At 50.6% G+C, this 21,873-nt stretch carries 16 protein-coding genes, 1 tRNA gene and 1 pseudogene; 5 read left to right on the top strand and 13 right to left on the bottom strand.

The genetic code is table 11. From position 1 onward, the window contains the following. The first annotated feature begins 128 nt into the window (after positions 1-128). Positions 129-464, top strand: a complete 336-nt coding sequence (locus IPI63_RS08810; RefSeq protein ID WP_214066078.1) for a hypothetical protein — start codon at positions 129-131, stop codon at positions 462-464. Positions 465-519: 55 nt separating this feature from the next. Here IPI63_RS08810 and IPI63_RS08805 read toward each other — a convergent pair whose 3' ends face one another. The 4 genes and pseudogenes from IPI63_RS08805 to IPI63_RS08790 all read right to left on the bottom strand — a co-directional run bounded on the left by IPI63_RS08805 (position 520) and on the right by IPI63_RS08790 (position 3,948). Next, on the bottom strand, positions 520-1,305 hold the full coding sequence (locus tag IPI63_RS08805; protein ID WP_292477996.1) for a DUF6602 domain-containing protein: 786 nt from the start codon (positions 1,303-1,305) through the stop codon (positions 520-522). 42 nt (positions 1,306-1,347) lie between these two features. Then, positions 1,348-1,563, bottom strand: a complete 216-nt coding sequence (locus IPI63_RS08800; RefSeq protein ID WP_292477995.1) for a hypothetical protein — start codon at positions 1,561-1,563, stop codon at positions 1,348-1,350. Between the two features lie 192 nt (positions 1,564-1,755). Then, positions 1,756-2,394 carry a hypothetical protein gene (locus IPI63_RS08795; protein ID WP_292477994.1) on the bottom strand — a complete coding sequence of 213 codons (639 nt, stop codon included), beginning with the start codon at positions 2,392-2,394 and terminating at the stop codon, positions 1,756-1,758. A 319-nt stretch (positions 2,395-2,713) separates the two neighbouring features. Continuing rightward, positions 2,714-3,948 (bottom strand): annotated as a pseudogene (locus tag IPI63_RS08790) (IS701 family transposase). A gap of 233 nt (positions 3,949-4,181) precedes the next feature. Between IPI63_RS08790 and glpQ the strand changes: the two are divergent. After that, positions 4,182-5,132 (top strand): glycerophosphodiester phosphodiesterase, encoded by a 951-nt coding sequence (gene glpQ / locus IPI63_RS08785; protein ID WP_292477993.1) that lies wholly within the window; start codon positions 4,182-4,184, stop codon positions 5,130-5,132. A gap of 468 nt (positions 5,133-5,600) precedes the next feature. Here the strand turns inward: glpQ and IPI63_RS08780 are convergent. After that, positions 5,601-5,685 (bottom strand) — tRNA-Leu (locus tag IPI63_RS08780). A gap of 146 nt (positions 5,686-5,831) precedes the next feature. Next, a complete protein-coding gene (locus tag IPI63_RS08775) occupies positions 5,832-5,987 on the bottom strand; it encodes a hypothetical protein (RefSeq protein WP_292477992.1) in 156 nt (51 codons plus the stop codon). Positions 5,988-6,129: 142 nt separating this feature from the next. Here IPI63_RS08775 and IPI63_RS08770 point away from each other — a divergent pair, with 142 nt between their 5' ends. Continuing rightward, a complete protein-coding gene (locus IPI63_RS08770; RefSeq protein ID WP_292477991.1) occupies positions 6,130-8,028 on the top strand; it encodes a bifunctional acetyl-CoA hydrolase/transferase family protein/GNAT family N-acetyltransferase in 1,899 nt (632 codons plus the stop codon). On the opposite strand, the gene IPI63_RS08765 is transcribed toward IPI63_RS08770, so the two are convergent. Next, positions 8,010-9,134, bottom strand: coding sequence for an acetoin utilization protein AcuC (locus tag IPI63_RS08765; RefSeq protein ID WP_292477990.1), 1,125 nt, complete (start codon positions 9,132-9,134; stop codon positions 8,010-8,012). The genes IPI63_RS08770 and IPI63_RS08765 overlap by 19 nt on opposite strands. A gap of 222 nt (positions 9,135-9,356) precedes the next feature. On the opposite strand from IPI63_RS08765, the gene fdhF reads away from it, so the two are divergent. After that, positions 9,357-12,110: a formate dehydrogenase subunit alpha gene (gene fdhF / locus IPI63_RS08760; protein ID WP_292477989.1), complete on the top strand. Its 2,754-nt coding sequence runs from the start codon at positions 9,357-9,359 to the stop codon at positions 12,108-12,110. A gap of 143 nt (positions 12,111-12,253) precedes the next feature. Next, complete coding sequence (locus IPI63_RS08755) at positions 12,254-12,709, top strand: restriction endonuclease (RefSeq protein WP_366850906.1); 456 nt, start codon at positions 12,254-12,256, stop codon at positions 12,707-12,709. A gap of 105 nt (positions 12,710-12,814) precedes the next feature. Here the strand turns inward: IPI63_RS08755 and IPI63_RS08750 are convergent, their stop codons facing one another. The 6 genes from IPI63_RS08750 to IPI63_RS08725 form a co-directional block, all read right to left on the bottom strand. Beyond that, on the bottom strand, positions 12,815-15,448 hold the full coding sequence (locus tag IPI63_RS08750; protein ID WP_292477988.1) for a PAS domain-containing hybrid sensor histidine kinase/response regulator: 2,634 nt from the start codon (positions 15,446-15,448) through the stop codon (positions 12,815-12,817). A gap of 260 nt (positions 15,449-15,708) precedes the next feature. Further along, on the bottom strand, positions 15,709-16,275 hold the full coding sequence (locus IPI63_RS08745) for a flavin reductase family protein (RefSeq protein ID WP_366850782.1): 567 nt from the start codon (positions 16,273-16,275) through the stop codon (positions 15,709-15,711). A 7-nt stretch (positions 16,276-16,282) separates the two neighbouring features. Further along, complete coding sequence (locus IPI63_RS08740) at positions 16,283-17,032, bottom strand: AAA family ATPase (RefSeq protein WP_214066321.1); 750 nt, start codon at positions 17,030-17,032, stop codon at positions 16,283-16,285. Between the two features lie 29 nt (positions 17,033-17,061). Further along, positions 17,062-18,609 carry an ABC transporter substrate-binding protein gene (locus tag IPI63_RS08735; protein WP_292477986.1) on the bottom strand — a complete coding sequence of 516 codons (1,548 nt, stop codon included), beginning with the start codon at positions 18,607-18,609 and terminating at the stop codon, positions 17,062-17,064. A 381-nt stretch (positions 18,610-18,990) separates the two neighbouring features. After that, positions 18,991-20,712 (bottom strand): response regulator, encoded by a 1,722-nt coding sequence (locus IPI63_RS08730; RefSeq protein ID WP_292477984.1) that lies wholly within the window; start codon positions 20,710-20,712, stop codon positions 18,991-18,993. Further along, entirely contained in the window at positions 20,709-21,809 is a 1,101-nt protein-coding gene (locus tag IPI63_RS08725; protein ID WP_292477983.1) for a hypothetical protein, read from the bottom strand. The genes IPI63_RS08730 and IPI63_RS08725 overlap by 4 nt, the downstream gene beginning before the upstream one ends. Positions 21,810-21,873 lie beyond the last annotated feature (64 nt).

Here is a 21,873-nt window from a genome sequence, read left to right as displayed (position 1 = left end):
GACCGTGTACAGCCTAGCCTTCTCCGCTTGACCGGCGACATGGTGCCGTCCCAAAAGCATTTCCAGAAGGTGCTGGAGATGGAGGCACCCGAGGACCTGCGCGGCCTGCATGGAATGGGCTGCGCGAGATGGCGGCCCGCGAACTCAAGGCCAGGAGGTCGAGGAAGGACGGCAGTCTTCTATCCGGCTGGACACGACGGCTCTTTCGCGGGAGGTTGCTGGAGGAGCTCCAGGAGATCACCTCCGAGATCGGAATGCTGGGGCATTACGGGCTGGACATCAACGACCCCAGGGAGACGCACGTTCTGCGGGCACTGCCGGGGAGGACGTTCTCGGCGCTGGAGCTGCTGTGCATCATGTACGCCAGGCTTGCAGAGGATCGAGTCGGGGATGGATATAGGGAAGGATCTGGGCGAGGAGTGGGGTATGGCGGAGAAGTTGAGGGAGAGATGGAGCGACTCTGAATCACAGTCTTTCGCCATTTATTTGCCAATAGGGTCTTCTGTTAGCATATATTACTCAGAAATCAAATCTCGTTGGTTGAGTGTCGTTTAGCCCGACATAATATCGGCGATAATTTTCCTTTCCACCTTCGATGGGGAACCAAGCATACTGCATATTAAGGTCGAGATGGGAACAAGTGTCCCAAACGATGTTGCTTAGAAAGTACGCATGTGCCAAATAATCATCCAAGGTGTAGCTATGCCATACGGGTCCATGGACATTGCTTTGTACATCCTCTCCTTTACACCAGTACCGAACGAAAATATTTGGCCCTGCAGCAATCCAGTTTATCACCCGACTTTCATTTCCATTGGCGACCTCTCGAACGCGACGAAGAATGCGTTCTGGCCCATCATTCGTGCTGTAAGGCTCATAAATGAAAAGGCCTGCCATACATTGCTGGTTCCCGTTGGTGCGGATCATTTCCACATCGTCGGCAAGTTTGTGTAGCACATCCTTCAAGTCACCTTGAATCTGGGTTTTAACTTCAACAATTCCAATCGCCATGTCGGGGGTCACAAATCGTAGTTCTCCGTCTCCGAATAAAATCGGCTTATTACGTGAACTGATGAGAATGTCGATCTGATGAGATGTCGCATCTGGACCGCACACAAAACCAGTTCCAACGTGAAATGTCTCAGCAATATGACCTCTGAGCACTTTTCTCAGGATCGCTTCTTTGCTTATTCCAACCGTATGCCAATGACGGTCACCTATCAGATTTTGAACGCGGTCCTTGGTAACCTGCAGTTCAGCGGCAATTGATCTATGATATTCTAAAAAATCACGTTGTCTCGGCATGATCTTTACTCCTTACCTTTCGGGTTCATTTCCCTTGGCAACCTAAACTCCGCCCTTTTTAATAACCATGCTTGCCTCAACAGGCACGCTAATTTCCATCTTTTCCAAAATTGTTCTTTGTTTTTTTGAGACCTCTGTGAGTCTCCACTTCCCTCCGATTTTAACTGCTCGCAACTTTGACAATTCCATCAGAATCTCCTCGATGGAACTCTTATTGAGCAGCTTAGCCTCCCTGGCCCTCCGGAGCAAAATCGTCACGCTACCCTCTTTTGTGCCGTACTGTATCGATCACCCGCGTTATTCATAGTTGCTTTTTCTGATAAAGCTGATACTGATAATAGTAAAATTATTGAAACGAGAATTTGAATTACTCTCATTATCGGACCTTCTTAATTCTATGTGATGTGCTTTTAGTTGTTAATAGCGTCTTTATTGAGGTATTCCATAAAATCAAGGTTTCCATCCATCTCGCCTACCTGCAATATGTATTCTTATTAAATAGAGCGTATAAAGTGCTAAATAGTAGTCCATGGCAAAAAATACCATATTCCATTGGAATGGCAAATTAGATCTAAGTGGTAGTTCATTATAAGTATTATATAGCAAATAAATTATTATATTATATAAGTTAAATAGAATAGGTGGAATAGATGATAGAACGACAAATAGCATTTTTAAAGATATTTCATAAAAATACGGCAATCTATCTTTGTTTAAATAATAAGATGTCTGCCATCCCAACCATAGATTTGAGAATTTGTGATCAATCTCATCACTTCTTGCGGGATTAATTTTGCCTAATAATAACGGAATCTTTTGCTGTTCTATTTCGTATTTAATATAACGACTTATTTCAGAGATAATAAATTGATCCCAAATAATCCTATCTAAAAGTCCAAGAGAAATCCAGGGGATTATTACTATAAAATCATAAGCCTTATTCGCAACAACATATCCGTAAAAAATTCCTAAAAAGGAAATATATGCAGCAAAAACAGTTACATGTAGCCTAGATTTATCTACTATTTCGTTCCTCAAGGTTTCATATTCCTTCAAGACAGCCGTTAGTCTATCCGTATTCCTTCCCATCTCCTTACATACCTCAAATGTGATTGGTTATGATATATATAAAATTTTCAGTTTTTTTATTTTTTTTAATTTGAAACAAATCCAGGTCATCCTGTCAAAATAATAAGCATCAAAGAATCCCATATTTTGCTAATCACTTTTAAAGAGATAAATACTTAACGTCAAAGCCCATATATGATTACTATAAATTTAAGCATATTGTAATAATAGATTTTTGTATTATAGTTTAAGATAAAAATATATTAATAAAAGCGGAACACGGCTATACTGTACTTTCCAAGTTTCTCCTAATTTTTTATTATTCGAATTATTCGCTTCTTTAAATTTTCAATCCTAGACCTTTAAGTACATGAAGTAGTCCACCTTTCGGCACAGGTAAATTAAAATATATCATGATGTATTCAAATGTTTCTCCAAGTGCCTGCATTTTTACTTGATCGATCATCTCGCCCATTGTTCTTGGATTTGAGCCGTCTTTTGCTGATGGATTGTCTATTTCCCAGAAGAGAATTGCAGCCCATACTGAAAAGACAAGTTGGATAAATCTCTCAATGGAGTTTTTATCCCTTAATTGATAATCTTTGAACCCCAATTTTTGATTTGTTTCTCGGTGGGCTGTTTCGATATCCCATCTATCCTCGTAAATAGATATGACTTCTTTCGAAGAAAGGGATTTGTCGGTGCTTATGATATACTTTGTTCCTCCGTCTCTCTTTCTTTTAGAGATAACAAGTTTGACCTCTCCGATGCGATAAATTATAACATTTTTTTCAAATGTGTAATAGGTCTTTTTCTTTCCCCGGACATTGATAATTGTCTTGGTGAAATGCTTTTCATCAATTTGGTTTGCCATTTCCTTAACTTGGAATTTCATGATGTTATTTATCCCAACTTTTCTATCGGATTTAATTTGGCACACTACGCTGTGCCCTAAATTTATGCATTTATTAATTAAGTCTTCGGATGACCACCAGCTATCGAAAACTATACAGAGGTTCATCCCTTTTGGGACCTTCAATGGTTCAATTATCTCATCAAAGGCAATTTCCAGCTTTGTCCTGAAATTCACACATTCATCGCTATTTTTGAAGTACATCTTAGCCTTATGTGGAATGAATAATCCTTTTGACTGGATTACAGAGGTAACAAAATTGTTACCCCAAATGTAGGATTCTTTACTATGATCGTAAAATCTACCAACACCATCCGTTTGGATTCCATTCTTTTCGTTATATGTATCATCAATTATTAGCAATATTTTATCATCATCTTTTAAACATAATTTATCGATGAAAAGATCCACTTTACGCTGCGCAACCTCATTCTCATCCCAGTTAGCATCGCTTAAAAACCAATTATATGAAGAACGTGCCTTTTTACCTTTACTGCAATCCGCCATAGTATCACATAGGTTGGCGACAGTCTTGGATTTATCACATACGCTCAGAGCCCCGCATAGGTCTCGAAATGAGCAATAGCTCGGTTTGGTAAAGAGATCCTCAAATTTTTCAAGAACGGCTCTAATTGTAATGGTACCTTTACTATTTTGATCATTCTACCCCCATACGAGTAAAATCAATCCAAGTATAAAAACTTTAAATTTTAAAATCGCGTTTGAGATTTAAATTAATCAAAATATATTATAAATAAAGCTAAAAGTTGGAAAGTACAGCACGGCTATATATAATAAATATATTTTGAGCTAATGGAATGCTATTTATAAGATAGCATCATATTGCGATTAGATAAACAAACATATGAAATAGGACTATGTTAATTATGTCCTTATGTTGGCGACAAACATGATTTCATTAAAACCTAATAACCATGTGAAACGCAAAAAAGTAATTTCTCATAGAGGCGCATGCGGTTATTTGCCAGAGCATACACTCGAAGCTTATGCAATGGCTTATGGCATGGGAACTGACTTTGTAGAGCCAGACCTTGTGCTTTCTAAGGATGCAGTTTTTATTTGTAGCCATAATATATATCTAGAACTTACTACTAATGTAAGCGATATATTTCCAGATAAATGCAGGGAAGATGGCCATTGGTATGCAATTGATCTCAAACTTTCTGAGATTAAGGAACTTCATGTACACGAGAGAATAAATAAGAATGGCACAGCTGTTTTCCCTGGAAGATTCCCGTTAGATAAGGCGCTATTTAAGGTGCCCACGTTTAATGAATTGATAGAACTTATCCAAGGTCTAAATAAAGCTTCTAAACAGGATGTGGGCCTCTTTCCTGAAATTAAGAATCCTAGTTGGCATACTGCTGAAGGACTACCTATGGAAAATCTCTTGATTAGTACATTGACACAATATGGGTATACTGACGAAAACGCTTTGCTATATATCCAATGCATTGAGCCTAAAACTCTTAAGAATTTGAGATTTAATATGAAAACAAAGCTGCCACTAATACAGATTATCGGTTTAGATGAATGTTTTAATGAAATGATCTCAGAAAATGGATTGAGAAATATTGCTACTTATGCTAATGGTATTGCTCCCCATAAGCAGCATATTGAAGATAATCCAGTTCTAGTCAAAAGGGCACATGAAATGGGCCTAAAGGTTTATCCCTGGGTATTTCGAGCTGATCAGCTCTCTGTCAGATATAAAAGCTTTAAGGATGAATTAAATCAATTTTACTCATCCTTTGACATTGATGGGCTTTTTACCGATTTTCCAGATCAGGCCGTTGAGCTTATTGAGTCAACTAAAGGATACTAGCGTAATAGTGACGTTTTATATACACACATCTACCTTTTTCTCATGAACATCCATTCCGGTACAACTTATTACAACTGGCTCCATGATAATGCTCCTGAGACAGGCAAAGGGAGCATTTTCATCCTCGTGGGTGCCCAATCGGGCGTGAGAGTTTCATGCACATAACCACCACCAGAGAGAAGAGAAAGGCCCTCTTGTGAGAGGCCAGGGATTCAAAAGCAGCAAGGAAGGCGACAAAGATCTTGCCCGAGGCCGGCAACAAGGCCCGCGGGCTTGAAGGCACTAAAGAGAGCTGCCCGATTAGAAGATCTGCATATCTGGCAAATAGAGAAAAATCACGACCATGAAGAAGGGTAACCGGTCCTATGGGTACTGGATGGGCTACATCCCTCATTCCACACTTCGCATAAAATAATCATTTTTTTTAAGTAAAAAGCGAACCCACCCCAAGAAAATGATTATTTGGAGTGCGGGGAAAGGGATTCGAACCCTTGAACTCCTGCGAGAATAGATCTTGAGTCTATCACCGTTGGCCTGGCTTGGTTATCCCCGCATCCAGCCTGCTCAGATTCTGCCGATCCCGAGCAGATCGAGGATAATGCAATCACCTGCTGGTTTATGAATCTTGCCATCCACATCCACACCCCCTCCGCCTGGCCGGCTAATTGGCGGGAGGATGGCCGCCCCCCAAGGGAGACCTCAGGCATCGGCGTGGCTCACACAGATCCAGTGATAGTAGCCGAAAATCCCTGTGCCTGTGACCTCGTCGAACTCCTCCAGCTCGCAGCCGCAGATCTGACAGACCTCGCCGTCCGGGACCTCGATCTCAGCATCATTGCACAGCACAATTACCATAATCAAGCTCCATATCTGTCTGCCCGGGCCATGAAGCTTTCGGAAGAGGCTTCTTTCAGATAAAGGCTTATTACACCCATCACCAATTATCATTACAGAACAGTGGAGAACAGCTCACTCTGCTATGCCCTGCTGATGAGATATGAGATTGGATGCTGGCACCGGCTGGAATCTCTGGACGGAGACCTTCCCTGAGAAGTTCGCCCCACCAGAGGAGGTATTCAAGCTGCTGAATCCAGGGGACCGGATATTCATAGGCACCGCCTGTGCCCGGCCCCAGGCCCTGGCCGGATCGCTGCTGGACTATATCAAAAATCACTCCCAGGAGCTCTTGGATCTTGAGCTGGTTCAGCACTGCGATCAGGGATCTATAAGCACAGGGGAGCCTGCCTACTGCGCACCGGCCTCCTTCTCCTCCCTTCCCGATCTGATAAGAAGAGAGCTTCTGCCTATAGATATGGCTCTCATCCAGACCTCTCCTCCGGACGGAGAGGGAGATATGAGCCTGGGAATAGGGGTCGATGCCGCCCTGGCCGCCGCCAGGAGATCATCCCTCCTTCTCGCCCAGCCAAACTCCCATATGCCCTATGTCTTTGGCGATGGCATCATCAACATCCAGGATATCGACTTCATAATTCCCAGGGACGAGCCCCTTTTAGAGTGGAAAAGCAGAATGGACGTGCCCCATAACATCATTGAACGGATCGGCAGGAACGTCGCCCGGATAGTCCAGGATGATGCCACTTTGCAGGTGGGATGCGGACCCCTCGTCGATGCCCTGCTGGCATATCTTGAAGACAAAAGGCACCTTGGGCTGCATAGCGAGATCTTCACCGATGGAGCAGCCAGGCTGATGAGAGAGGGGGTGATCGATAACAGCAATAAAAGCATAGATCCCGGACTCTCAGTGGCCTCGCTCTGCCTGGGCGGTGAGGAGACCTACAGCTTCCTTCATAAGAACCCGGATGTGATCTTCAAAGGAATCGATTACACCAATAATCCGGCAATCATCAGTCGGCAGAGAAATATGACTGCGATCAACTCTGCCCTTAAAATCGACCTGACCGGCCAGGCCAGCAGCGGACTGATGAACAATGGGCCGCTGAGCAACGGGCCGGTGAGCAATGGAACAGTGAGCGGGGGGCTCTGCTCTGGTGGAATTGGAGGGGGCCAGACTGATTTCATGCGCTCTGCGCCCCTGGCGCCGGGAGGAGAGAGCATACTCGCTCTGCCCTCAACATCAAGCGATGGCATATCCAGCTGCATCCTCCCCCGGCTCGAAGCGGGCATCTGCGGCACAATCGATCGGAGGGATGTGCGTTATGTGGCAACTGAATACGGCATAGCCTACCTTTATGGCAAGAGCATCCAGGAGAGGGCTATGGATCTGATTGCCATCTCCCACCCTCGATTTCGCCCCTGGCTGATGGAGGAGGCGCGCAGGCTATTCTCCTTCCCCCCCAGCCGGGCCAGCACCCCTGCGGAGTACCAGGAGAACCTTGAGACCTGGAGGAGGACCAAGAAGGGCCTTCTCATATTCCTGCGCCCGGTGATGATGAGCGACGAGCCCCTGCTACAGGATTTCTTCTCCTCGCTATCTGACAGAAGCTCATACAAGAGGTTCGCCTCCGCCAAGAGGCATATGCCCCGATCCCGGCTCTGGGAGTTCCTGCCCCTGGATCCATCAAGGGGGCTGGTGATCCTGGCACTGCTGGTTCAGGAGCATGGAGAGGAGATCATCGGCCTGGGGCAGTTCTGCACCAATGATAGTGATCTTTTCGCTGAGCTGGCGCTGGTGGTGCATGACGACTTCCAGGGTCAGGGAATAGGAGGCATTCTGCACCGATATATGACATATCTTGGCCGGAGGAAGGGATTAAAGGGGTTTACCGCCGAGGTGCTGGAGGACAACCTGCCCGCACTGGGCCTGATCACCAGGATGGGATTCAGGGTGGCGGGAGAGGACGGCGGGACCTTGCAGATGAGGATGCTCTTCGATGAGGATGCCCTTCAACAGCAGGATCACAGTTTGCCCGGATGAATCTCGTTTTGAATCCTCTTCAGGCTCTCCAGCGTCCTTGCCAGCTCTACTGCTATCCTCTCTTGCGTCTTCTCACCCGGCCTCATCTCTGCATCCGGATAGGAGAGGGGCACATAGCCCACCTCGTTTAGGAATAGCTCCACGAAGTATGGCGGGAGGAACTCCGCTGGCGGCTCATCTCTCATCAGATGCAGGGCACAGGACCAGGCGGCGGGAACAACTGCCAGGTTATACCCTCCCCCTCCTAAAGCGAGCAGCCTGCCCTGAGAGTATCGACCAGCAAGCTCGATTATCCGGCGGACCATATGGATGTACCCTTCCAAGGTGACATTCAGGCTGGTCAGGGGATCGGAGTAATGGGTGTCCGCGCCTATCTGCGCCACCACCACCTCCGGCCGGAACCAATCAAATAGCCTGGGCACCACCTCCTCGAAGGCGGAGACGAATTCCCTGTCCCCGGAGTACATCGGCATGGGGATGTTCACTGAGTATCCCAGGCCCTGCCCCGCCCCCGCCTCCTCCACAAATCCGGTACCGGGAAAGAGGTACAGCCCTGACTCGTGCATGGAGAATGTGAGAACATCCCTGTCCTGATAGAAGATCTGCTGCACGCCATCGCCATGATGAGCATCTATGTCCAGGTAAAGAATGCGGGAGAACCTCCTCCTGAGAATGCAGATGGCTAAAGCGATATCATTGAAGACGCAAAAGCCCGCTGCCTGAGTGGGAAAGGCATGATGAAGGCCGCCGGCCAGGTTGAATGCAGTGCAGTCCTCTTCTGCAATCCTTTTGGCGGCATCGATGCTCCCTCCAGCCATGAAGCTTGAAGCGGCAAAGATCCCGGGAAATACGGGTGTATCATCGCTTCCCAGGCCGAAGGCCAGGTCAGGCTCCTCCAGTCTCACTGCCTCGATATACTCCGGGGTGTGAACCAGTGCCAGCTCCTCCTCCCGGGCGGGGGAGGGGCAGACCAGCTCAGTCTTGCCATCCAGCAGACCCTCCTCCTCGATCAGCTTGCAGGAGAGGCTGAGCCTGATTGGATTGAGAGGATGCTCCGGCCCGAAGTTATAGCTCAGGAAGCAGTCGCTGTAGTAGAGATAGATCAATTTTTTTCAACCCCCAATCGCCTATGTCGGAGTACAATTATCATACTGCATTGCATTATGTCGCTCTCTTGTGTTGATGGTATTTATCAATCATATCAATCATTAATGTTTCCCTGCCCGGTTAATGCCGGCCGGCACTCTCTATCCGGCCTGAGAAGCTGCCTGTTCAGAGTAATCTACTAATACGATCAATCCCTATCCCAGTCCGGCGCGGTTGGGAACATGTCAGAAATAAAGCTATTTATCGATGATCGAGAGGTCAGCGTCCCCGAAGGGTCAACCATTCTCGATGCGGCTCGTATTGCGGGCTCGTATGTGCCGTCTTTATGCCATCATCCGGACTTGAAGCCCATTGGCTCTTGCAAGCTGTGCATCGTCTCAGTGGAGGGGATGGACCAATATCCCACAGCCTGCAACACCCCAGCGGCTGAGGGTATGGTGGTCCACACCTGCACTGAGGAGCTGCAGGAGATGAGACGGAATACCCTGGAGATGCTCCTCGCCCTCACCAACCACCCCACCTCCTGCTTATTCTGCGAGAGAAAGGATCAATGCACTGACCTGCGGGAGTGCATGCGCAAATTCCCAGTAACAGTAGGCTGCAAATACTGCCCCAATGATGGCCAGTGCGAGCTGCAGGAGGTCGTACAGTTCGTTGGCCTGGAGAGGATCAGATACCAGACATCATTCCGTGGTCTGCCTGTCTTGAGGGAGCCGTTCTTCGACCGCGACTATAACCTCTGCATAATGTGCAGCCGGTGCGTGAGGATGTGCGATGAGGTGCGCGGCCAGAGCATCCTGTTCAACAACCCCAACTTTCACCGCAACCACTGGATAGGCCCTGAATCTCTGCAGGAGGCGGACTGCAAGTTCTGCGCCGCTTGTGTTGATGTCTGCCCCACCGGAGCCCTCTTCGTCCGCTCTGAGAAATGGATCCGGCCTGACAGCACTGTGGTCACCATCTGCCCCTACTGCGGCGTAGGCTGCAGCCTGACGCTCAAGATCTTCGAGAACAAAATATTATCTGTAACGCCCAGCCGGGAGGGAGTGGTAAACAGAGGCCAGGCCTGCGTCAAAGGCCACTTCGGCTTGGAGGAGATCGTCCACCATCCCGACCGCATAACCACCCCCCTGATAAAGCGGAACGGCCAATTTGAGCCTGCATCCTGGGATGAGGCCCTGGAGCTGGTCGTCCAGAGGCTCACCCAGATCAAAGAGAAGTACGGCCCCGATGCCCTGGGAGCTCTCTCCTCCTCCCGCTGCACCAATGAGGAGAACTACTTGATGCAAAAGCTCGCCCGGGCGGCCTTCGGCACCAATAATGTGGACAACTGCGCCCGAGTCTGTCATGCTCCATCGGTGACCGGCCTGGCCGCCTGTTTCGGCAGCGGAGCGGCCACCAACTCCTTCGACCAGATCGAGGACGCCGATGTCCTCTTCATCATCGGCTCCAATGCCACTGAGGCCCATCCCGTGGTCAGCCTGAAGATAATCAAGGCGGCCAGAAAGGGGGCGAAGATAATCGTCGCCGATCCCCGCAAGATCGAGCTGGTCGATTGGGCCTCAGTCTGGCTCGACCAGAAACCAGGAACCAGCATCGCCCTGCTCAATGGAATGATGAATGTGATCCTCAGAGAGGGCCTGGAGGACAGGGAGTTCATGGAGCGGAGAACGATTGGCTTCGAGGAGCTGCAAAAAACAGTGGAGGAGTACCCGCCGGAGAGGGCATCTCAGATCACTGGAGTGGCAGCAGAGGCTATAATCGAGGCCGCCCGGATCTATGCCCGTGCTGATAAGGCGATGATCATCTACGGCCTGGGCATGACCGAGCATACAACTGGAACCGCCAATGTTATGTCCCTTGGCAATCTGGCGATGCTCACCGGCAATGTCGGTCGCCGCTCAACAGGCATAATGCCCCTGCGCGGTCAGAACAACGTCCAGGGGGCCTGCGATATGGGGGCTCTTCCCAATGTCTATGTCGGCTACCAGCCGGTCACCGACCCCGCCATAAGGTCCAAGTTCGAGGAGGCCTGGGGAGCTGTTCTGCCCACAGATCCGGGCCAGACCTCCACCGAGATGATGGAGCGCAATCCGGGAAAGGAGATCCGCGGGCTTTACATCCTGGGGGAGGATCCCGCCCATACCGAACCCGATATCAACCGGGTGCGATCGACTCTTCAGTCCCTGGATTTCCTGGTGGTGCAGGAGCTCTTCCCCACTGAGACCACCCGCTATGCAGATGTGATCCTGCCCGCGGCCAGCTTTGCTGAGTGCGACGGGACATTCACCAATGGCGAGAGGCGTATTCAAAGGGTGCGCAAGGCAATACCTGCCCTCTGTGGCCAGGAGAACTGGCAGACCATCTGCAGGATCTCTCAGATGATGGGCTATCCCATGAGCTACAGCCATCCCTCAGAGATCATGGATGAGATCGCCTCTCTGGCTCCCATGTTTGCTGGAGTGAGGTTCGACCGTCTGGATGACGGCGGGCTGCAGTGGCCCATACCGTCCATCGACCATCCGGGGACTGAGACTATGCATGCAGATAACTTCAGTTGCGGCCTGGGAAGGTTCAATTCTGTGGAGCACAGGCCCCCTGCAGAGGGCACAGATGCAGAATATCCTCTGATCCTGACCACCGGCAGGAGGCGGGAGCACTACAACTCCGGTTCCATGACCAGGAGGTCCAAGGGCATCATGTGGGTGTGGCCAGAGGAGACTGTGGAGATCAGCCCTGCCGATGCCAGGGAGCTGGGGATCGAGGATGGAGAGATGGTCTCAGTCCGCTCCAGAAGGGGGGAGGTCAAGACCAGGGCCAGGGTTACAGACAAATCCTCCCGGGGAGTGGTCTTCATGTCCTTCCACTATCAGGATGTCCTGACCAACCTCTTGACCAATGCAGCCCTCGATCCCCAGGCCAAGACTCCGGAGTACAAGGCATGTGCAGTCAGGGTGGAGAAGATAAAGGGTTAGGAGGGGCTGTGAGGAGGCGGCCAATCAGCTCTTTTGGTTCTTTGCTGCTCTCTGCGGGGGGATCGGGAGATGCTCTATCCCGCCTTTGTGCCTTCGCCCCTCAGCGGTGAGCAAAGAGCCTTTTTTTATAGGGGGCGGGTGGGCTGAGGGCACAAATCAAGGAGATCTGCGACTTCTCCCAGATCAAGTCCCTGAGCGATCTGGAGAGGGCCTCCACTGAGGCCATCTGGCAGAATTTTGAGAGATTGGTCGGTCATATATTCGAACAAAACGATTTTTCTGTGGAAATAAATATAGTGAGGACTCTGCAAAGGGAGCGCAGGCAGTATGACGTCATCGCCTGCAGGGCTGGCAGGACAGTTCTGGTGGAGTGCAAGAGGTGGAGCGGCCACCGCCCCCGGCTATCGGCATTGAAGAGAGCCATCAAGCAGCATAAAGAGAGATGTGCATTCTACAAGACGCTGACTGGAAGAGAGGCTGTAGCTGTGGTGGTGACCCTCATCGAGGAGGAGATCAAGACCTATGAGGGTGTGCCGGTGGTTCCCGTACTGAAGCTCAACTCGTTTATAGCTGAGATGGAAAATGGCACTTATGGATGAACTCCATCAGATCTGGCTTGTGCTGGAAGATGAATGGGCAGAAGCAACCGGCCATCGACGGGCCTCAGGCGGTCTTCTGGCACATCAATGAGTATGCCAGCGCCCTCATCTATTGCTGCGGCAAGGGCGGGGCCGGATGTTGCTCAATTTCTCTGATAGATCCTCTATCCGAATGGGCTTGCTGATGTATCCATCCATGCCCGCATCAAGGCACTTCTCCCGGTCTCCCTCCAGAGCATAAGCAGTAACTGCAATTATCGAGGGGCCGCTATCAGGCCAGCGCTGGCGGATGATATTTGCAGCCTCCAGGCCGTTCATCTCCGGCATTCTCACATCCATCAGCACCAGATCATAGGGCTGGCGTTCCAGCGCCTGCAGTACCTCAATTCCATTTGCCGCCACATCTGCCCGGTAGCCCAGCCGTTTGAGCATCCGCAAAGCCACCTTCTGGCTGGATGCATTATCCTCTGCCAGGAGTATCTTGAGGTGATCTGGCTGCTCTTCTGCCTCTTCACTCCTCCGTGAAGGTTTTGGCTGCTCTTGGCCCTCACGGATGACGAAGATGCCAGTCAGGATCTTATGCAACTGGGAGGGCTTTATGGGCTTTATCAGATAAGCATCGAAGATGCCTGGGCTTATCTGCTCGGCTGTGGAGGCCAGCATGATCAGGGGAATGGATCGATCATACTTCCTGATCTCTTCTGCCACCGCCACTCCATCCATCTGGGGCACATTGATGTCCAGAACGATGACATCAAATCTGTCTCCCCTTTGAATCCAGTTTAATGCATCCTGAGCCGATGCGGCAATCAGGGGGGACATCCCCCAGGAGTAGGCATATCCGCCCAGGATATGACGGCAAGGCCGGCAGTCCTCTACTATCAGTATGCTCTTTCCTGCCAGATGGGGCTGGACACCGATCAATGATCTGCCCTCTCCCCGGGCTCTATCTGCCTTGATGGTGAAGGAGAAGGTCGAACCCCTATTGATCTCGCTCTCCACCCATATTCTTCCTTCCATCATCTCCACCAATCTCTTGCTGATGGCCAGGCCCAGGCCCGTTCCTCCATTCTCCCGCGTCAATGTGGCATCCACCTGAGAGAAGGGCTGAAAGAGCAGGCTTAATTGGTCCTGACGGATGCCTATTCCTGTATCCTGAACTGAGAAACAGATCTCATATGAATCGAGGGCAGGGCTGAAGTCCTGGGCCTTTTCCGCCCGCACAGATAGCTTCACCTCACCCTTTGCAGTGAACTTAATGGCATTATGTAAGAGGTTTACCAGGATCTGACGGAGGCGGTTGGGATCGGCGATGATATAATCAGGCACATTCTCATCTATCATATAGCTCAGCTTCAACCCTTTATCCCTGGCACCGGCTGAGACGAGGTCGAAGGCCTCCTCCAGGTTGTCGCGCAGCTCGAAGGCCTGCTCTTCCAGGACTGTCTTCTCGCTCTCCATCTTGGAGAAGTCCAGGATATCATTGATGATGATCATCAGGGCATCCCCATTTATCCTGATGGTCTCTATGAAATCCCTCTGCTCAAAGCTGAGCTTCTCATCATCCATCAGAATGGAGGTCATACCGATGATTGCATTCATGGGGGTTCTTATCTCATGGCTCATATTGGCCATGAAGTCGGACTTGGCCTGGGCAGCAGCTTCAGCTACCTCTTTCGCTTTGATGAGGGCCTTTTCTGTCTCCTTATGCTTCTCTATCTCCCGGAGTAGCTCCTCATTTATCCTTTCCAGCTCCTCTTTGGCCCGAGATAGATCCGCTGTTCTCTCCTGCACCCTCAATTCCAGCTCGTCCCTTGCCTTGCGCAGCTCATCTTCCATCTCCTTTTGCTCAGTGATATCAAAGAGGGTGATCACACAGCCGATGATCTCCTCTCTGTGATCCCTCGGTGGTCCAGCGCTGACAAGGAGATGGAAGAGCTTGCCGTTACAGCAACGCAGCCTGGCCTCGGACCGGAGCATGATTCTTCCATCCAGCGCCGCCTGAACGGGATATAAGATCTCTCCATCCGATTGACGCAGGTCAAACGACTCCTCGAAGGACAAATAAGTTGGATCCTGCCCACAGATGAGGGCGGCGATATCGCTGGCCCTGACAATCCTCCCGACATCATCGCAGACCACTATGACCTCTGTGGCCTGCTCAATGATAGAACGAGCCAGCCTCTCTGCCGCCTCCAGGCTCTCTCTTCTTTTTATATCGCTCTGATCCCTGAAGATGGCTATTGCGGCTGCATTGGATCTCTCTTTTATGAGGGGGCCATCCTCGCCCTGCGCCAGGGGATGAAATGAGGCCAGGGCGGGAAGAGTGCTCCGGTCAAGGGCCTGAAGGGAGATCCTGTGGACGCCAGGGTTTTCTTCTTTCAGTTGTCTTTCAATCTCGCCTGGGCCAAGAGGAGAAATGAATCTGTGGATGGGGCTGCCGCTCAATCCCCGCAATGATGATTTCACCATTCTGGCAAAGCTGCTGTTGGCATAAAGGATATTCCCCTCCTCAGATAGTATGACTGCTCCCTCATTCATGAAATGGATGATGGCAAGATGGGCGTCCTCCAGTCCCCTCACTGCTGCCGGCCCTTTTATATGATCGGCATCTTCAGAGGGGGCGGGCTGGGTTTCTGCCTTGTGGCTCAATACAGCAGCAGAATGCATTCTCCCGGTGTGGAACCTCTGGAGCCCCTCCTCGCGAGCAATGCGATCCATATGGGATGCCGTCCTCATCACCTCTCCTGGTCGTCCGCATAATCTTGAAGCTGCCTCTTTTGGGCTATCAGCTTGCAAAAGAGGACAGATCTATTCCCCGATCCGGTCTATTTCATATCAATCTTGCAGATGCGAATCAGAATTACTAATCTTTGAATGGCTGAAATATCAAAAAGCTTTCGATTGAGCCGCTCGATGGGCAAAACAATTTTTCGAATGAAAAAAAATCAAAGCCGGGCTGAGGATGTACTCCAGGCCGGAATCCCAGGATAAAGGCACTATTCCCTGGAAGATCCCCCTTTATATCCTGTATCTGCAGGAGAGGCAAAATGCATTCCCCTCTCTGAGCCCATTATACATAGCGGCTTGGCCTTCTCAAAGTCCATTCCGTTCTCGAGGGAAAAGAACCTCTCGTCTGCCTCCAGATGTGCCACCCGGCCGATGACGAGCACGTACCTCTCCCGGGCGATCTCCTCCACTACAGTACACTCGGCCCAGGCCAGACAGCCCTCGATTCCTGGGGCACTGACCTTGACCGATGGCCTGGCCACAAGCCCCGCCTCCTCGAACTCATCGACCTCTGGGGAGAAGCTCTTAGCACAGGCCATGACTGCCTCCTCCATTCCAGCCCGGGGCACATTGATCACAAACTCCCCCGTCTGGCGGATGTTCTCCAGGGTATCCCTCTTCAGCCAGGAGGCAATCAGCACCTCCTCCAGTGGCCGAAGGATGGGGATCACACAGGACCAGGGTGCAGCATTTCGCACCCCGTCTGAGGAGATAGTGGATAAGAGCACTACCGGAAGAGGCATGATCTGCGATCTTTGATTCGGATTCAGGATCATATCGGCATCATTCGGCTAGAAGTCTATCCACGATCTCCTTCATCTCCGCCAGTTGGGGCACCTGGCTGCCCTTCAGGCAGGCCTGGAAGACACCGCGATCAAAAGGCACGCTGCCTATGACCTTCTCCCTATCAACTAAAGAGAGGAGCTCTGCAGCATCCTCATTCATCCGGTTGAGGATGAAGTAGACTGGCTTGTTGATCTTCGCCCCCATCTCAGAGATCTTCTCTGATAGCTGCACCGACTCAAAGCTGGGGTCTATGACCACTACGATCCTGTCGCTGCCCGCCTCCACCCCCCGGCCGAAGTGCTCAATTCCCGCATCGGTATCCACAATCACATGCATTCCATCTGCCTTGAGCTTCTCGATGAACTCCCGGGCCAAAGCGCCCATGGGGCAGGCACAGCCCTCGCCGTAGTCATGGATCTTGCCGATGGCAACCAGCTTTATGCCGTTCTCACCCACAATAAGATCTGCTGGTATATCCTCTACTGTGAAATCCTGAAGGATGGAGAGCTTCTCCTTTCCCTCAGAGCTCATGAATTTCCTCATCCGCTCTCCCAGGCCTTTCTTGCCGCCCAGCGAGTCCATGAAGTCCTTGGGCTGGGGGAGTCCCAGCTGCTTGTACAGACCGAAGTTGGACTCATCGGTGTCCACCACAAGCACCTTTTCCCCTCTTGATGCCATCTCTCGGGCGATAAGAGCGGAGACGGTGCTCTTTCCGCTTCCGCCTTTGCCACAGACCACAAATTTCATTCTGTACTATCCTCCATTTAGATTACAATTTAGCTTACAAAGATCTGTTTATTCAATGCTATAGGAACGCCATTTGCAATTCCCTGTTTGGTGTAATACATATTCACTGTGCCATCATGCGCCCAGTAGGTATCAGCATAGTAGAGGGGAAGAACTGGCAGCTCCTGGGCATGGATCACCTGAATCTGGTCGATCAGAGCCTTCCGTTTCTGCTCGTCGTTCTCGGCCACCTCCTGCTCCAGCAGCTCATTGAGCTCTGGGTTCTCTGTGTACCGGGCGCTGTTGAATGTATACCCCTCGCCAGTCATCCTCTTCAGGATCTCAGGGTCTGCTCCCATGCCCCCATGGCTGTTTAAAGCCAGATCGAACTTCCATTCAGTGACCAGGCTATCAAGGGTCTTGGAGTCCACAGTGCGCAAGCTTACGATGAATCCAGCCTCTTCGAGCTGCTGGCGTATCAGCTCTCCTGTCCGCTCATTGGTTGAGGTGACGAGCATCTCCAGTTTGACTGGGCTGCCCTCTTTGGAGAAGTGGCCGTCCACCTTGGTGTAGCCCAGCCCTTCCATCAGCTCCTCTGTCTTCGCCGGCTCGTAGTCGTACTGCTCTACATGGGGGTTGTACCAGCTATTGTCCACAGAGAAGAGGCCGGGGCTGGCCAGCACCCCATAGCCGCGGGCGGCGTTGTCCACCAGCGCCTGGCGATCGATGGCATAATAGAGAGCCTGCCTGAAGGCGGGATTGGAGAGAGGCTCCTTCTTATGATTGACCATTATCTTGGTGATAGAGTCATGGGAAGAGAGCAGCACTGTGAAGCCCTCCTCCTTAAGACCCCCTGCCACCTCTGGGGGCACATTTGCTGCATTAACATCCCCCTTCTCCAGGGCGGCAGCTGACAGTTCCGGGTTCACCTTGATGAACTTGAGCTGTTTCACCCTCGGGCTGCCCAGATAGTAATCGTCATAGGCCTGATAGAGATAGCTTCCCTGGGACTGGTCATAATCCACAAGCTGGAAGGGGCCGGTGCCCACCAGAGCAGCATCATCCTTGAACTCTGCTGGATTGTCTATGCCCTTGTATATGTGCTCGGGGAGAATGGGGAGGGTTCCAGCAACCAGCTCCAGGAAGGGAGCATAAGGCTGCTTCAGGTTGATCCTGACTGTATACTCGTCTGCCGCCTCTGCCGCCTCTATGATATCGGAGGAGACCCACATATAAGGATGCTCTTTGATATAATCGATGGTGAAGAGAACATCATTGGCGGTGAACCTCTCGCCATCATGCCAGAGAACATCCTCTCTCAGTTTGAATGTATAGGCATCATCTCCCTCCATCTCCCAGCTCTCTGCCAGAGCGGGGATGATGCCCTTCTCATCCTTCCAGGTCAATGTATCGAAGATCAGGCTCATTCTCACATATCCCGGTCCGCGGGAGTAATGGCCGTAGGGCGAGGGATAGCCCCAGTCACCTGTGGAGTCAGCAACGGTCAGCATCTCGACGCTGCCATCATCACCGCCATCATCCGCCTGGGCAGTACATAGGAATAAAAGCAGCAATCCAGCTGCGACAAAGCCAATCATGGGAAGGCACCTTGAGAGGACGCGTCCTCTGGCTAACGATCCAGTAAGCATGCAAATCTCACCATGATAACAGAAGACCGCAGGCAGTTTTAAAAACCTTTCCATTAATAGCATGGAATATAATTTCTCAAGAGGGTTAGGTTGATTTGCCATAAATAGAATTCTGGCTTCTTGCCGAACTGTGTGGCTGTATTGCTGCGGAGAAGCTCTTTTATGCTCCGGCCCCTTTGTTATTGGGGCTGAGCATCCCATTGCAAAGGGAACAGAGACACAAGAGAATAGAGGCACAAGGGGATAGAGGCACAAAGAAATAAAAAATAGCATCCCGGGGGTTCATCCACAAAAACGCGAAAACCGAGACAATTTATCAGGATCGATGATCTAACTCGCCGCCGCACATCTCTGGTCGAATGTCTCCAGAACCCGTGCCAGCTCCTCCATCTTTATCGGTTTGCTGATGTACTCATCCATCCCCGCCTTCAGGCACTCGTCCCTATCTCCATCCAGGGCATGAGCGGTCATGGCAATGATGTGAGTGGTCAGCCCTGAATCGCGAATACGCCGGGTCGCCTCCAGGCCATCCATCTGGGGCATCTGCACATCCATGAGGACAACATCATAGGACCTCTCCCGTAATGCCTGTAAGACCTCCAATCCATTCTCCGCCACATCTGCTTTGTAACCCAGCCGCTTGAGCATGCTCAGCGCTACCTTCCTGTTGATGACATTATCCTCTGCCATCAGAATGCGAAGAGTCCGAGCTTCATTCTTTGCGTCATCCAATAAAGCGCTGTCCTTGACAGGTGCCTTCTCATTCAGTGAGTTCGATATGAGGCCCTCGAGAAGATGGCGGAGCTGAAGCGCTCTCACTGGCTTGCTCAGACGCCCATCGGCTGCGACCTTGAAGCTGCTGCCCTTTCCCACCGGGACGAGAAGAACCAGCTTGAGATCCCCATATCTGCCGCTCTTGATCTCTCTGGCTATACCCCGCCCTCCCCCTTCATCCATCATGGCATCCAGAAGCACAAGATCATATCCACCCCTTCTCAAGAGGGTCATGCCCTCCTGCAGGCTCTGGGCTCCAGTGGAGATCATCCCCAGGGAACGAGTGGCACGAAGAAGCATATCAATGGCAAATCTATTGTCATCAATGATCAGGACTCTCCTGTTTGCCAATATCGATGATCTGCGATTGCTCTTCAGATGACCGGCACTGCCATCCAGACTGCTAGCAAGACCGCTAGCAAGACTGCGATCTGCTCCCGGGAATGCCAGAGCATCCCTTCCCTCTGTAGCAGCCTTCGCAGTTAGCTTGACGTGGAATACGCTTCCCTTTCCCATCTCGCTCTCCACCCAGATATGGCCGCCCATCCGCTCCACAATTCCCCGGCTGATGGCCAGCCCCAGTCCAGTCCCTCCATAATTTCTGGTTTTGGAGGAATCAACCTGAGAGAAGGGCTGAAAGAGCTTGCACTGGTTCTCCGGCGATATGCCAATGCCCGTATCTTTTACTGTGAAGTGAAGCTCAACTCTGCCTTCATCCTCCGCCAGGACCCTGGAGCTGACCTCCAGTACCACCTCTCCTTTATCTGTGAACTTCACTGCATTTCCCAAAAGATTGATCAGGACCTGTTTTAAGCGGTTGGAATCTCCCACTATCCTCTCAGGAATGTCATCATCCAGCAGACTGACCAGCTCCAGCCCCTTCTCTGAGGCTTTTACCGCCACTATGTCCAGCGAATCCTCAATGCATCCTTGAAGGTCAAAGGGCCTCATCCTCACCTCCATCTTATCCCCATCGATCTTGGAATAGTCCAGGATGTCATCGATGATGGAGAGCAGAGAATTGCCGCTCTTCTGAATGATCTCCAGGAATTCCCGCTGTTCCGGCTTCATATCCGTCTCATATAGTAGGCCGGTCATTCCTATCACAGCATTCATGGGCGTTCTTATCTCATGGCTCATGTTGGCCAAAAAAGCCGATTTCGCCCTTGTTGCTGCCTCTGCTCTATCCTTTGCCTCTAAAAGATCCTTATTGGCAGCCACAAGCTCTGCTGTGCGGAGCCTCACCCTCTCCTCCAGATCTATGTTAAGCCTTCTCACCTCCTCCTCTGCCTTTTTCTCTCAGCTATCTCCTTTTCAGCCGCCTTATATAGCAGGGTATTTTCATTCAATACCAGGAGCTGCCGGAGGAAGACCAGTCCTATTATGATCCCCACACTGATGGCGATGTTTTGAAAGGAGATGCCAAAATCATGGTTGCGGCTCCAGACGAGCATCAAGAAGGCTCCGGCTGCACTGAGATAAGGGAGATAGAGCGGCCATCCAGTCCGATCATAGCGTATCTCAGCATATTCAATGGAATTAAAAACGCCCGCCTTCACCGCCTCTGCCTGGGCGATTCCCGCAAGGCCCATCAATAAATAGCCCGCAATCCAACCGCTATCCAGAATTCCGCCTGGCCGATAGGTTCCAATTAGAGCCTGGCTCATCCAGATGGTATCCGCACAGATCCACACTATTGCCCCGGAAGCGAGGAGCTTGATGGCCTCATTTCCCGGGAAGCTCAGCTTGCGAAAGAGCATCTCTGCCACCAAGAAGACCAGGATCAAATCCATAATTGGATAGGCCATAACCAGTGCCAAGGTCGGAAGATCCAGCTGTATGTTTTGATAAATGGTGGGCTCCAGGATAAACGACCAGAAAAAGAGGCTGGAGGTCACTATCACAATGGCGATATCCAGCATCATCTTGGTCCTCTCTCGCAGTGTTATCGCCATGGAAGGCAATAGAAATATGCCTGCTGTGAAGAAGACGTAGGTCATCAGCCAGAGGATATCTGCAATCGAAGGAAAGGGAGAGATCTGCATAGCTGTCTCAAACCAGGCCCATAATCCATCTGCAATGGCAAAGCTGAGCTGGCCGAGGGCCATCATCAGCCAGGCAAAAAAGATCTTTCGATCCACCTTAATGGACTGCCAAGCGGCATAGAGAAGGCACAGGCTCATGGCCCCGTTGATGATGAAGGCCGCCCAATCGCTGAAAAAGGTAGTTGCGCCGGCATCATCTCTCAGATTGTAGCTGATTATCATATAAATGATATAAATGGCAGCTGCTACAATTGCGAATTTTCTGATCCTTAAATCCCCTTTCTGGGCGAGAACTGATCGATTGTTCTGGAAATAAGGCAAGGCAGCCATCTTCACTCTTCCCTTTAATTCACAAGGCTCTTTTTGGATTCTTAGTAGGAGTTATCTTATTGTT

This window comes from Methanothrix sp., assembly GCF_016706325.1.
GTDB lineage: Archaea > Halobacteriota > Methanosarcinia > Methanotrichales > Methanotrichaceae > Methanothrix.
The sequence above is the reverse complement of the archived record's forward strand: the minus strand, read 5'-3'. Positions and strand labels throughout refer to the sequence as shown.